This is a genomic window from Roseburia sp. AM51-8, assembly GCF_003478275.1.
In the GTDB taxonomy this organism is placed as follows: Bacteria; Bacillota; Clostridia; order Lachnospirales; family Lachnospiraceae; genus Pararoseburia; species Pararoseburia lenta.
Genome location: NZ_QUEY01000003.1, coordinates 313,364 through 325,910 on the forward strand (window position 1 = coordinate 313,364; position 12,547 = coordinate 325,910).

A 12,547-nucleotide genomic window follows, 5' to 3' on the forward strand; every position below is an offset into this window, starting at 1 on the left:
TCCTTTTTACGAACCTTATTTTATCTCAACCGGATTTTGCGTTTTCCCCGGCTTTTTGCACTCTCTGTCTGAAACTGCCCTTTCTTCGTGTGCCGTTTCTTCCAAAACCTCTACTTTCTTATACAACAAGCCTACCTCTTGTGTCAAGCGTTTACACTTTCTGGTCAGATTGGAAATGACGATTGTCTGACTGAAAATGATCATCAGTACAAACAAAAGTCCCAAAAATGTCAGCATGTTGATTGGAAGTGTGATCCCCAGTGTCTGCGACATGATCGTCAAAAGTCCCGGAAACAGATCAAAGATCAAAAGCAAAAGACCGACAAAAAACCAGATCAGAGCGTACTTTAATTCCAGCCGCCGGATGCGAACCAGATTTCCAATATATAAAATAGCGATCAGCGCACCAATAGCAATGACCACTTGTAATCTCAGACTCATATAGCCTCCTCTTAATCACCTATGGCAGCCATAATACACGCCAATGGCACCTTAATCATATAGTAAATCGACTTTTTAAAGGATATGGATGACTTGCCGGACTCTCTAGCCTTCATCTCGACCGGGATCTCCTTTACCACAAAGCCTCGCTTCAACACAGTCACAGCAGTCTCCGGCTCCGGATAGTCCTTAGGATAATCGTTGGCAAACATATGCATGACTTCCTTATCCACCATGCGCATACCGCTGGTCGGATCTGTAATGGTCTTCCCCGTCAAAAGGCGGATCAGCCATGTAAAAAAATGGATGCCTACGCGACGAAGTCCTGTCGACTGGAAACCTTCTCCCTCAATAAAACGGGAACCGATCAGCATATTGATCTCCTCAGCCTCCATGACATCTGCCATCTTTTCCAGGAACTTGGCATCGTGCTGCCCATCTCCATCAATCTGGATCGCATAATCATAGCCAAACCGGTGTCCGTACAAGTATCCTGTCTGTACGGCGGCACCAATACCGGAATTGATACTGAGAGTTACCATATTATAGCCCAGCCGATCGCATAGTTCCTTGGTACCATCCATGGAATGATCGTTGATGATGACATAATCAAAACTCGGCGCATTTTTTTTGATATCTTCTACTGTCCTCTCGATCGAACCGACCTCATTAAATGCCGGTATGATCACCAGTCGTTTCTTCATTGTTACCTCACAAAAATCTTTAGATAAATGCCTCCGAGAAAACTCATCAGCCGGCGTATCATAACACTCAGATTCACCTGCCATCTAGACAGGTGTAGTTCCTTGGCATATCGCTCTACCAATCTTTTATGTTCTTCCAGATAGACATCTTTTTTGTCGCCATTCATAACCTGACTGGTATTCGAATCGTTTCGGATACGGAAGGAATTGAGCGGCTCATGTAATATATAGATCTTTCCCTTACAGCAAATGCGCATAAAGAAATCATAATCAATGATATAGACAAAGGAGGGATCAAAGCCGCCCCATGCCTCATAGGCGCTTCTACGGATCAGATTGGCAAGCGGCGCCCCCAGATAATCTCTGGTAAAAGCGGAGAAGCGACAGGCTTTCCTGCCCTCCACAAGACCACTTGCGTGATAGCGCTTATAATAGCCGGTGGTCTTGCCATGCATGTCCACAAAGCGCGTATCCGTCTGCACCAGATTTGCCTCCGGATACCTCTCCATGATCTCCACTTCTCTTGCCAGCAGAGTTTCATGGATCAGATCATCCGCGCATAAGAGTTTGATAAAGTCCCCCTTGCAAAGTTCCATGCAATGGTTCCAGTTGCCTGCCATACCAAGATTTTTTTCATTCTGATAAAGATGCAGGCGATCGTCCCCTGCCTGCTTTGCAAAAGTCTTCACCACCTGATAGGTATCGTCCGTTGACCGATCATCCACAACGATCAATTCGAGATTCTGATAAGTCTGTGTCAGAACGGATTGTATGGTTTCCAGGATCGTATCCGCATTGTTATATGCCGGGATACAAACACTGACGAGTGGCGATTCCATTAGCAATTCTCCATGTCAAAATCTTTTAAATAGACATCTAATGCATCTTCCCAATTTGCCATGGCAAACTGATCTGTTGTCAGACGCAGCATGTAGTTATCCAGATTTGAATATGCCGGACGTTTTGCTGCATCCGGGTTCATATTGGCATACTCCTGACTGGTAATGTGATTGACCTTAGTCTTGATTCCCAGTTTCTTATAGAATGCCTCGGTGAAATCTGCCCAGTTTGTCTCACCTTCACAGGTCGCATGGAAGATACCATAGTTGTCTGTTCCTTCCAGGAAATGGATCATCTTGGCAAGTTCTACTGCTGAAGTCGGAGAACCAAACTGATCGCATACCACAGACACCTCGTCATGTGTCTTAGATGCACGTACCATAGTCTTAACAAAATTCTTGCCATCGCCATACAGCCATGCGGTACGAAGAATAAAGAACTTCTCTGCAAACTGACGTACAAAATGCTCGCCCTCTAACTTGGTCTTGCCATAGGCACTGATCGGATTCGGCTCATCAAACTCTGTACGTGGCGCACGCTCTGTTCCGGCAAAGACATAGTCGGTAGAAACATGTACCAGTTTTGCCCCTACTGTCGTTGCAGCGATCGCAAGATTACGCGGTCCGATCGCATTAATCTTGTAAGCAAGATCCCACATTTTTTCACAGCCGTCTACATTGGTCAGAGCTGCGCAGTTGATGATGACATCCGGCTTTTTATCCAAAGCCAAGGTCATGACTGCATCAATATCTGTAATATCCAAAGAAGTGATATTCTCTCCCTCTGCTACGTCTGTCAGGATAAATTCCACCTGACCTGCATATTCCTTTTGAATTGCTCGTCCAAGCTGTCCGTTACAGCCCGTCACAAGTACCTTTTTCATATCATCTACCCTTTCTGTCTATACATAATCATTTGCCTTTTTTGCAAGCCGGTTCATGGCAGAGAACATACCGCGAATGGATGCTCTCGTAATGTTTGAACTAACGCCCACGCCAAAGGTGATATTTCCGCTGCGGTTGTCACGCATCTCAATGTAGGCTGCTGCCTTTGCACCTGAGCCCTTGCCCAGAGAATGTTCGCTATAATCCAGCACAGAGAAATCAACCTGCGGTACACACTGCTTGACTGCAAGTTTTACCGCATCGATCGGTCCGTTACCATCTGCCTCGGAATGGATTGCCTTGCCATTGTACTTAAAATCGAGAGATACATGTGTCTCATCATTTGCCATATTGTCATCGATATCCACAAAGACGAGTTCAAACGGCATCTTGTTCTCAAAGTATTCTTTTTTGAAGGCTTCCATCATCTTCTGCGGCTCAACCTCGCCGCCTTCCTGCTCGGAAATATACTGGATGACATCTGCAAATTCTCTCTGCATCTTCTTTGGCAGTTTGTAGCCATAGACGGTATCCATCACAAAGGCAACGCCGCCCTTGCCGGACTGGCTGTTGATACGGACCACCGGCTCATATTTTCTGCCAATGTCTGCCGGATCGATCGGAAGATACGGGACTTCCCAATATTCATTTCCGCGCTCCTGCATCGCATGTACGCCCTTATTGATGGCATCCTGATGGGATCCGGAAAAAGCGGTAAATACCAGTTTGCCGGCATAAGGATGACGCATATCTACATGCATCTTGCAGCATCTCTCATAGATCTCAACGATCTCCTTGACATCCTCGATCTCCAATTCCGGATTGATACCCTGGGAGAACATATTGTAAGCAACCGTCAGAATATCCACATTACCGGTACGCTCGCCATTGCCGAGCAAAGTACCCTCAACACGGTCTGCACCGGCAAGCAGTGCTAATTCCGTGATGGCAACACCGGTACCACGGTCGTTGTGCGGATGCACACTTAAGATGATATTATCACGATCCTCAAAATGGGTACTCATCCATTCGATCTGATCGGCATATACGTTCGGTGTATTCATTTCCACTGTTGCAGGCAGGTTAAAGATGATCGGTGCATCCGTCGCATGATCCCATTCTTTCTGCACAGCCGTACAGATGCGAAGGGCAAAATCTACCTCTGTACCGGTAAAACTCTCAGGTGAGTATTCCAGTTGCACATTACCGTCAAAATCTGCCAGATGCTCTTTGACCATACGTGTTCCTGCGATGGCAATGTCAATGATCTCATCCTGACTCTTGTTGAATACCACATCTCTTTGCAGAGTAGATGTGGAGTTGTAGATATGAACCACAACATTCTTGATTCCCTGGATAGCTTCAAAGGTTCGGTCCACCAGTTCCTGACGGCACTGGGTCAGCACCTGTACTTTGACATCATCCGGGATCTTATTCTCTGCTACTAACTTGCGTAAGAAATCATATTCGATCTGTGATGCAGCCGGGAAACCGATCTCGATCTCCTTAAAACCTAAACGAAGCAAAAGATCGAACATTTCCATCTTTTCATCTACATTCATCGGCTCGATCAGCGCCTGGTTACCGTCACGCAGATCAACGCTACACCAGATCGGTGCCTTTTCAATCTGCTTATCCGGCCAGGTACGCTCCGGGAAATTTAAAACCGGGTTTCTCTTATATCTCTTATAATTTAACATTTCTAAATTCCTTCTTTCTTATACTTGCGGCAAGAAATCAGCCTTTTTACCCTTATTCTCCAAATCCGTTTTCTACCAATGCCACCAATGCCTTCAGGGCTTCTTCTTCATCTTCGCCCTCACAGACGATCTCGATCTCATCACCGGATTTGATGCAGGCGCCAAGCACGCTCAAGACACTCTTAGCGTTGGCGGTGCCACTTGCTCCATAATGAAATGTGATACTGGATGTGTATTTCATTGCCTCCTGGCAAAAGATTCCCGCTGGTCTTAAATGAAGGCCTGTGGGATTGATAATCTGTACCTTCTGCGTAACCATGACAACCTCCTATAACATTGTATTCATGATCAGTTCTGCTAATTTCTTGGCTTCTTCTTCAATCTGCTTTTGATCCTTGCCCTCGATCATAACGCGGACAAGCGGTTCGGTTCCGGATGGACGGATCAAGACGCGTCCCTCTCTGGCAAACTTATCCTCCAGTTCTTTCACGGCACTGGCAATCTCCGGATACTCCATAAAACTTTCTTTCTTATGGTTAGGCACCTTGGCGTTCACCAGTGCCTGTGGTAGGACTTCCATCACCTTGGCAAGTTCCGATAATGGCTTGCCGGTATCCACCATGACCTGCAACAGATGAAGTGCACTCAAGAGCCCGTCACCTGTTGTATTGTCATCCAGAAAAATCACATGACCGGATTGCTCGCCACCTAAATTATAACCGTTTGCAAGCATATTTTCCAAAACATAGCGATCGCCTACTTTTGTCTTTTCGATGTGAAGATTCTTCTCCTGCCCCATCAGGGTAAATCCCAGATTTGACATGACCGTAACAACGACCGTATCCTGTTTTAAACTTCCTTTTTCCTTCATATAGTTGGCACAGATCGCCATAATCTCATCGCCATCTACCATCTTGCCATTTTCATCTACGGCAAGCATACGATCTGCGTCCCCGTCAAAAGCCAGACCCAGAGCTGCCTTTTCATAGACAACTCTCGCCTGCAATTCTTCCATATGGGTCGATCCGCAATTGGAATTGATGTTGGTTCCATCCGGGTTTGTATGGATGGCTACCAGATCCGCTCCCAGTTCACGCAGGGTCTCCACGGAGGTCTTATAAGACGCGCCCTCTGCACAGTCGATCACGATCTTCATGCCGGAAAGATCGACCGGAACTGTCTTTTTCATAAAGTCCACATACTCGCGAATCATATCGAAGCGGTATTCGATCTTGCCAATACCGGATCCGGTCGGCAGATTGATATCCTTCATATCGTTGGCGATCAGAGCCTCGATCTCATCCTCCAGAGCGTCGGACAACTTATAGCCCTCGCCATTGAAAAATTTGATACCGTTAAATTCCATTGGATTATGAGACGCAGAGATAACAACACCTGCATCCACCTTGTGTTTTCTTGTCAGATACGCGATCGCAGGTGTCGGCATAACACCGGCGAAAATCGCATCTGCACCGACAGAACAGATGCCTGCCATCAGAGCACTTGCCAGCATACCACCGGATATTCTCGTATCACAGCCTACGATGATCGTTGGCTTGTGTGCCTGCTCCTTGGTAAGGACATATGCTCCCGCCTGCCCCAGTTTCGTAGCCAGTCCGATCGTAAGTTCTGAACCGGCAACTCCTCTTACGCCATCGGTTCCAAATAATCTTCCCATGTTTAACTCCTTCTTACTCCGTTGTGATTGTTATATTCGTCGTTGCTGCCGTCGCTGAAATCCCGCTGTCCAGATCCAACGTGACAGACACCGTATGCTTACCGGCTCCCAGACCACTGACATCCACCGACCCTGTGATATTCTCTGCGACAAGGTCTGCCAGATCCGATGCCTTTCCGGTAATCTTTACTTCTACTGTTGTAGCATCAAATACTGCCTTGCTGCCATCTTCCAGATTTTTGATCGTCAGATTGGCAGTCGGCACACGATAAGTCTTTGTCTCATCCCCGGATACGTTGACCTTGACCGTCGCCTGCGCAGCATTACTGTCTGCGACCTTGGCTCCGCTCGGCAGATAAGTATTCAGATCCACGGTAGTCGTCAGACTCGATGTGAGTTTGGACAGATCCAGTGCACTGCCACTGATCGTGATCTCCGTGATCTCATTAAGCACATCTGCCTCTCCGGTGATCTCGATTGTGTCCGGATCCACACTGACAGACTCCAGATACAATCCCTGTGGCAGACTTCCTGTCGTCTGCACCTGTACCGCTACTGTCTTGATATGGGAGATCGTAAGACTGACCTTAACCGTCTCATGGTTTACATTCAGTCGGCTCTGATCGATCTCATTACCGTTTTTATCCAGAAAATGCAAGGATGCATCCGTATCAAAATCTTCATTGACACCGTCAACATCAACATATGCAACCACTTTCGCAATGGTGCTGACCACATCTTCCGGTCCCGATACGGTCACGCTGGATGGATCCACTTCCGTCTTGTCGATCACGCAGCCCTCCGCCGGATTGCCGTTGGTCTCGACTTCCACATCATGCTTAGTCGTCATTTTATTACCGATGATGACTTGCAGATACAGTCTCTTGGCTGAGACCGTAATACTGCTGTTGTTATTGTTGACCGTGATCGTCACAGGAACACGGGAATCATCCTCTAAATAGTTCATGTCAGCCGTTGCCGTAAAATCAGATCCCGACAACCGTTCCATCACAGAACGTTTTGCCGTCACACGGAAACTGACGGTATTGCCACCCTCCGGGATCTCATAGTAGCGTCCGGCATCGGTCAGAACATCCGCATTGACCACATTTACACTCGTCGTAAAAGTCTTGGTCTGGGTCGGATCGTCCACATTGACAACGATCAGCCACAATAGGATGGAAAAGAAAAGTGCTAACAGTTTCAGTCCCCAGTTATTTAAAAACATTCGTTTGATCTTAGGAGTTATGCTCTGCTTCATCTTTTACCCTCCTTCCCAAACGCGGTTTGTTATTCTCGTCTACATCTTTTACCGGATTCTGCAACTCGATCAATTTTTCTTTTAACTGATCGTCAGTCACTTTCTCCGTCAGATGTCCGTTCTGCGCTATGGATACCCTGCCAGTCTCCTCGGAAACCACGATCGTCAGCGCATCACAGACCTCGCTGATGCCCAGCGCCGCACGATGCCTTGTACCGAGTGCCTTGCTTAAATTCATATTCTCGGACAACGGCAGATAACAGGTCGCAGCCACGATACGATCGCCTCGTACAATGATCGCGCCGTCATGCAGGGGTGTATTTTTCTCGAAGATATTGATCAGAAGCTGCCTGGTCAGAACGGCATCCAGTGTGATACCGGTTCTTTCCACCTCATCCAGACGCATCTGGTTTTCTACCACGATCAAGGCTCCCGTCTTGACGGCTCCCATCTCAAAGCATGCCATGACCGTGTCATTGATGGTCTTATCCTCAAAACGCTTGGAAATACTCTTGCCAACACCCAGATTGGCAAGGAAAGTAAACAGCCGTCGTCGCCCCAGGTCTTCCAGAGCCTTACGGAGTTCCGGCTGGAACACAACGATCACCATGATCAGTGCCACATTCAGGAGTTTTTCGCCCAGCCAGAGGATCGTACTCATCTGGAACAGGGCTGCCAAAATAAAGAATGCTACAACAACCAGCAGACCTCGAAAGAGCATCCAAGTCCTTGTGTTCTGCACCCAGATCAAAAGTTGATAAATGAAAAAAGCAATGATGATAATTTCCACGATATCCGTGATCTGCACATTCGGAAAATTGATTCCAAAATAATCTCCAAAGAATGCATCCAGACTATTTATGATGTTGTCCATATCATCTCACCCCTTTCTTAATTGTCCTGCGTCTCTTCTGTTTCTTCCAGATCATCCACCGGGAGCGGTAATGTCTCGGAAGTAATACGCTTGATCTCTTTTTCCTGCTCCGGTATGTGCATCTTTGGCACTGCCGTCACATAGTAATAATATTCATCATCTTCAAACTGTACATGCTCGGTACGTGTATAATCAAATCCTCTGGCAAAAAATACCATGCCAAGTCCCACGATCAGGGTCACAACATTGCCGATCACCAGAAGCGGAATGTTTTCCTTTTCTCCGGTAAAGAGGATGCCTGCCAGCATCAGCACAAATTCAACGACTACACCGGAAAGTACGCCCACCAGCCATGCATGCTCTATGCCCTTAGTCCGCACGGTGTAGACCACCAGAAACATTGCCGTCATCGCCACCAAATAGATGTAAAACATGCTGTTGTTTAGGATCTGTCCCTGTAATAACTCTGCCGCGCTCAGATCCGTATTGGGATCCAGAAAAGATGAGGCATTTTCCACGACCGTCTTCAGATAGTATGATAATACACTTCCGCATATGATCGTAGGCAGTTCATGTATGCTGCGCATCAGACCCGCTTCCATGGGTACGACAAAGGGGATATTGAGATAACGGCAAGCCGGTATGACCATCATATTATAAGTATCATCTGACCGAAAATATGCAGATACCGCATAACTGATCGCCAGCAGAACCAAGGCTATGACCGCTGCATCTGTCGACAAGGTCATCAGATGCATGAGTCCCACAAAAATCACAATAAAAGTAGACCCTGCCAGCGGAAGCAGCATACTGATACCCGCGATCACCACAGAGACCCACCAATGATTCAATATCTTTTGATAACCAAAGCACCGATTCATGACCAAGAGCACAGCCAGCACGATCGCAAAGCGGAGCAAGCGTACCACCCATTCTTCTCTTGTTATGATAAAATGCCTGATCTTCGTTCGTATCTGTATTAAAAATGTCATATTAGTCCCATCCCTCAGGTATTTTCGACAGGTCCTCTTCCTGATACATCTCGCGCAGTTCCCGATAGTCCTTGCGCAAGTGGCGCAAAAGCGTCACACCCTCGTCATATCGCTTGGCTGCGTGTCTGCGCACCATACGAAGATAATAGTACATATATAATATATAGAGAACCAATCCCAATAAAATGCCAAGTATCAATCCGACCAGATGGATATTGACTACCAAAGTGCTGGCCAGCAGGACAATAAGACCTGCATAAAGTGCCGCATAGATCAAAGTACCCAGAAAGACACCGCCCAAGGTACAAAGAGAAAGATAATCACGTTTGCGATAATGTATTGCCGGACCAAGTTTGCGGCCTTGTTTGTCTTCGATCATCGCCATCTTTGTCATATGCATGACACGCTGTTCGCTTAGCATCTGGCTTCCTCCTGCATTTTCCTTGCTCGTGCGCATACAAACACTACTCACCACTACATCACATTATAACATAATCAAATCTCGGCGCAACCTCGCAGGGGGAATACACAAGAAAAACACAAAAATACCCCTTATCCAACCGAGTGAAAAGGGGTATGATCCTGCTCATATTTATTTTTTTAAGAAACGCATCTTGTCTGCATCACGCAGAGCCTTGTTCTTGGATAGATCTTCTTTTGGCTCCGGTTTCTGGATCGCGTTGCTAAAATCCCCACGCATACGGCTCTTGCACGCCTCACAAAAACGTCCAGTACGAATAGAAGCACCACAGCCCTCACATTCGATTCCCACCTGTGAGTCTGCTGAAAACTCCAGGCGTTCTTCACGGATCCACTGACGGATCTGCTGTACCGTGACATCATTATCCTCGGCTACCATCTGGATGTTGGAACCCGGATTATTGCGCACATATTCCTTGACCTGCTGGAACTTCTCCTCTACAGCCTCTCTGCATGCCTGACAAATTGGCGGTCCTCCCAGATAGTTAAATAATCTGCCACATTGTCTGCAATTTCGTACGTCCATATTTTCCTCCTCCCGGTCACACATGTTTTTCCCTGCCGGCGCAGACCGTCAGGCAATAGACCTGACGCACGCCCGATGCCAAAAGAGCCTCGGTCACGCCATCCAATGTGCTCCCTGTCGTATAGATATCATCAATTAACAGAATTTTGTTTAATTTTACACCATTTTTTCTGATTTTAAAAGCATTTTCCAAATTCTTTTTTCTTCTCTGATCATTCAGGTTCTTAAGGGGTGCCGTATTCTTGGTCCGCACAGCCAGTGACCTTTCCATCCTGCAATCCATCAGAGTTGCGATCTCCCCTGCAAAAACCTCTGCCTGATTGTAGCCGCGCCGCCGCTCTTTTCCCGCATACATAGGCACCGGAACGACCGCATCCACCTCCAAATTTCTGAGCCAGTCACCGTAGATACGCCAGGCATCCTTTGCAAAAATACGCCGATATGCACGGCAATTACTATATTTAAAGCGATACATAGCCTCTTTCATAGGACCGTCATAGGCATAGACCGCCCTGTTCTGCACAAATGCATGCGCTTTTTTCCCGCAATCCCCGCACAGATCCTGCGTAAGATCTGTCAGGGCTTTCCCGCATTTGACGCAGCCCCCGTCTCCTATATAAATGATTTTCCCGGCACATGCCTGGCAAAATCCCTTTTCTTTCTCCTTGGCAAACAGGATCTCATTGCATCCCGGACAGCGTTCCGGGAAGATTTCCTGTCGGATCCCCTCCAGCAATTTGCCTGGCAGTGTGTATTTTCTATGACCCCTCATTGACTTTTTTCTCCCCTCTCTTTAAAATGTAATTTCAGAGTTATTTAAAAATGCTGTATAACAGTTTCATATGGAGGTTTTTCTAACTATGCTAAATATAAAACGTTTTGCCTGCACCGGCTCGCCGCCATTCTGGTAGTATCACTTCCGGCTTGCGGCAAGGACAAGTCCTCCGGCTATACCCCCCTGCCGGAAGAAGATGACACAGTATATAATATCAGTCTCTGTCAGGATGAAGACAGCGACTATTACAACAATATCTCACAGGGCTTTAACGATGCCCTGACAGATCTTTTCGGATCTGCTCATGTCAATGTCACGACCATGGTCGCCAACGATACGATCGGCACGGACAGCATCTGCGCAGATTATGTCACCGGCGGCACAGATCTGATCTTTGCCAATGGCAAAAAGAGCCTGTCTTCCGCTGCCACGGCAACCGAGGACATTCCGATCGTCGGCGCTGCTGTTATGGACTACCAGAGTGTCCTTCACTTAGCCACCGCCTCTGATTCCTCCTGGAACAAAAAAACAGGTACCAATGTGACCGGTATTTCATCCAAGCCAAATCTGGAGGAGCAATTATCACTCCTGATCGAGGCAACACCGGATCTGCAGTCTGTCGGGCTTTTGTATAACCCGGAAGATACGGACGGCATTTACCAGAATGTTCTTTTAGAAAAATATCTGGATCAGGCAGGTATCCCTTGGAAAGAATACGCACTTCCTTCGGATGATATCGACAGCAGCATCAGTGATGAACTGACCGATGCGACCGCCATTGCTCCAACCAAGCAGATCGCTTCTTCTGTCACAGAAGGCAGCAATAATGACGTAGTTTCCTTCGCAGGGAATGATCTTTTGAGTGGTATCTTTTCTCCAAGCAGTGCTCACGTTGCCAGCACTTCTGCTACCTGGACGCCGGACTTATCCATAGCCAACGCAGAACCGCTTGCAGCGGATGCTTCCTTAGAAGACATAGTACAATACGCCTGCAACGAGTGCAGCGTTCTCTTCCTTCCTGCCGAAAGCCAGTTGACCAGCGAAGTCCAGACGATCGTTGATATCGCCACGGCATCCGGTACCAGAACCGTCGGTGGTGATGCCTCACTCGGACAAGAGACGCTGGTATCTATGTATAAAGACCCTTATGCTATGGGCTATGCCGCAGGCAAGATGGTCTACCGCATTTTAGTCGACGGGGCAGATCCGGGTGATATCAAGATCACCAATTCTCCTGCCGAGAACGTCAAACTCTACAACGCATCTCGTGCCGAAAGTCTTGGAATGACATTTCCAAAATCTTTCCACGAGATCAATGATTATTTTGCAAATTACGAAATTGGATCCACCACTACAAGAATCAGTAGTGATGATACAGCAGAATAAAAGATA

General features: G+C 47.1%; 14 protein-coding genes. 1 reads left to right on the forward strand and 13 read right to left on the reverse strand.

The genetic code is table 11. The annotated features are described in order from the left end of the window. Positions 1-15 precede the first annotated feature (15 nt). From DW996_RS08260 to DW996_RS08320, 13 genes are all read right to left on the reverse strand, one after another. A complete protein-coding gene (locus DW996_RS08260) occupies positions 16-441 on the reverse strand; it encodes a DUF2304 domain-containing protein (RefSeq protein WP_118535409.1) in 426 nt (141 codons plus the stop codon). 11 nt (positions 442-452) lie between these two features. Further along, entirely contained in the window at positions 453-1,145 is a 693-nt protein-coding gene (locus tag DW996_RS08265; protein ID WP_118281552.1) for a glycosyltransferase family 2 protein, read from the reverse strand. A gap of 2 nt (positions 1,146-1,147) precedes the next feature. After that, positions 1,148-1,984 carry a glycosyltransferase family 2 protein gene (locus DW996_RS08270; RefSeq protein WP_118281551.1) on the reverse strand — a complete coding sequence of 279 codons (837 nt, stop codon included), beginning with the start codon at positions 1,982-1,984 and terminating at the stop codon, positions 1,148-1,150. Beyond that, entirely contained in the window at positions 1,984-2,868 is an 885-nt protein-coding gene (rfbD, locus tag DW996_RS08275) for a dTDP-4-dehydrorhamnose reductase (protein WP_118281550.1), read from the reverse strand. Before rfbD ends, DW996_RS08270 begins: the two co-directional genes overlap by 1 nt. Positions 2,869-2,886: 18 nt before the next feature. Beyond that, positions 2,887-4,569, reverse strand: coding sequence for a 2-isopropylmalate synthase (gene leuA, locus DW996_RS08280; protein ID WP_118281549.1), 1,683 nt, complete (start codon positions 4,567-4,569; stop codon positions 2,887-2,889). Positions 4,570-4,621: 52 nt separating this feature from the next. Next, complete coding sequence (locus DW996_RS08285; RefSeq protein ID WP_118281548.1) at positions 4,622-4,888, reverse strand: HPr family phosphocarrier protein; 267 nt, start codon at positions 4,886-4,888, stop codon at positions 4,622-4,624. 9 nt (positions 4,889-4,897) lie between these two features. Next, on the reverse strand, positions 4,898-6,247 hold the full coding sequence (glmM, locus tag DW996_RS08290; protein WP_118535410.1) for a phosphoglucosamine mutase: 1,350 nt from the start codon (positions 6,245-6,247) through the stop codon (positions 4,898-4,900). Between the two features lie 13 nt (positions 6,248-6,260). Then, on the reverse strand, positions 6,261-7,508 hold the full coding sequence (locus DW996_RS08295; RefSeq protein ID WP_118281546.1) for a CdaR family protein: 1,248 nt from the start codon (positions 7,506-7,508) through the stop codon (positions 6,261-6,263). Beyond that, positions 7,486-8,382 (reverse strand): diadenylate cyclase CdaA, encoded by an 897-nt coding sequence (gene cdaA, locus DW996_RS08300; RefSeq protein WP_118535411.1) that lies wholly within the window; start codon positions 8,380-8,382, stop codon positions 7,486-7,488. The genes DW996_RS08295 and cdaA overlap by 23 nt, the downstream gene beginning before the upstream one ends. Positions 8,383-8,399: 17 nt before the next feature. Continuing rightward, the gene (locus DW996_RS08305; protein WP_118281544.1) at positions 8,400-9,374 is read right to left on the reverse strand and encodes a hypothetical protein; all 975 of its coding nucleotides are present in this window, start codon (positions 9,372-9,374) and stop codon (positions 8,400-8,402) included. Position 9,375: 1 nt separating this feature from the next. Next, positions 9,376-9,795, reverse strand: coding sequence for a hypothetical protein (locus DW996_RS08310; RefSeq protein WP_118281543.1), 420 nt, complete (start codon positions 9,793-9,795; stop codon positions 9,376-9,378). Positions 9,796-9,966: 171 nt separating this feature from the next. Next, the gene (locus tag DW996_RS08315) at positions 9,967-10,380 is read right to left on the reverse strand and encodes a flagellar protein (protein ID WP_199642635.1); all 414 of its coding nucleotides are present in this window, start codon (positions 10,378-10,380) and stop codon (positions 9,967-9,969) included. Between the two features lie 16 nt (positions 10,381-10,396). After that, the gene (locus DW996_RS08320; RefSeq protein ID WP_118281541.1) at positions 10,397-11,152 is read right to left on the reverse strand and encodes a ComF family protein; all 756 of its coding nucleotides are present in this window, start codon (positions 11,150-11,152) and stop codon (positions 10,397-10,399) included. 258 nt (positions 11,153-11,410) lie between these two features. On the opposite strand from DW996_RS08320, the gene DW996_RS08325 reads away from it, so the two are divergent. Continuing rightward, positions 11,411-12,541 carry an ABC transporter substrate-binding protein gene (locus tag DW996_RS08325; protein WP_279220156.1) on the forward strand — a complete coding sequence of 377 codons (1,131 nt, stop codon included), beginning with the start codon at positions 11,411-11,413 and terminating at the stop codon, positions 12,539-12,541. Positions 12,542-12,547 lie beyond the last annotated feature (6 nt).

Coding starts and splice junctions, on each gene's coding strand:
- DW996_RS08285 (WP_118281548.1), bottom strand. CDS start 4,888: ATGGTTACGCAGAAGGTACAGATTATCAATCCCACAGGCCTTCATTTA.
- DW996_RS08315 (WP_199642635.1), bottom strand. CDS start 10,380: ATGGACGTACGAAATTGCAGACAATGTGGCAGATTATTTAACTATCTG.
- DW996_RS08295 (WP_118281546.1), bottom strand. CDS start 7,508: ATGAAGCAGAGCATAACTCCTAAGATCAAACGAATGTTTTTAAATAAC.
- DW996_RS08270 (WP_118281551.1), bottom strand. CDS start 1,984: ATGGAATCGCCACTCGTCAGTGTTTGTATCCCGGCATATAACAATGCG.
- DW996_RS08260 (WP_118535409.1), bottom strand. CDS start 441: ATGAGTCTGAGATTACAAGTGGTCATTGCTATTGGTGCGCTGATCGCT.
- DW996_RS08305 (WP_118281544.1), bottom strand. CDS start 9,374: ATGACATTTTTAATACAGATACGAACGAAGATCAGGCATTTTATCATA.
- DW996_RS08310 (WP_118281543.1), bottom strand. CDS start 9,795: ATGCTAAGCGAACAGCGTGTCATGCATATGACAAAGATGGCGATGATC.
- leuA (WP_118281549.1), bottom strand. CDS start 4,569: ATGTTAAATTATAAGAGATATAAGAGAAACCCGGTTTTAAATTTCCCG.
- rfbD (WP_118281550.1), bottom strand. CDS start 2,868: ATGAAAAAGGTACTTGTGACGGGCTGTAACGGACAGCTTGGACGAGCA.
- DW996_RS08265 (WP_118281552.1), bottom strand. CDS start 1,145: ATGAAGAAACGACTGGTGATCATACCGGCATTTAATGAGGTCGGTTCG.
- glmM (WP_118535410.1), bottom strand. CDS start 6,247: ATGGGAAGATTATTTGGAACCGATGGCGTAAGAGGAGTTGCCGGTTCA.
- cdaA (WP_118535411.1), bottom strand. CDS start 8,382: ATGGACAACATCATAAATAGTCTGGATGCATTCTTTGGAGATTATTTT.
- DW996_RS08320 (WP_118281541.1), bottom strand. CDS start 11,152: ATGAGGGGTCATAGAAAATACACACTGCCAGGCAAATTGCTGGAGGGG.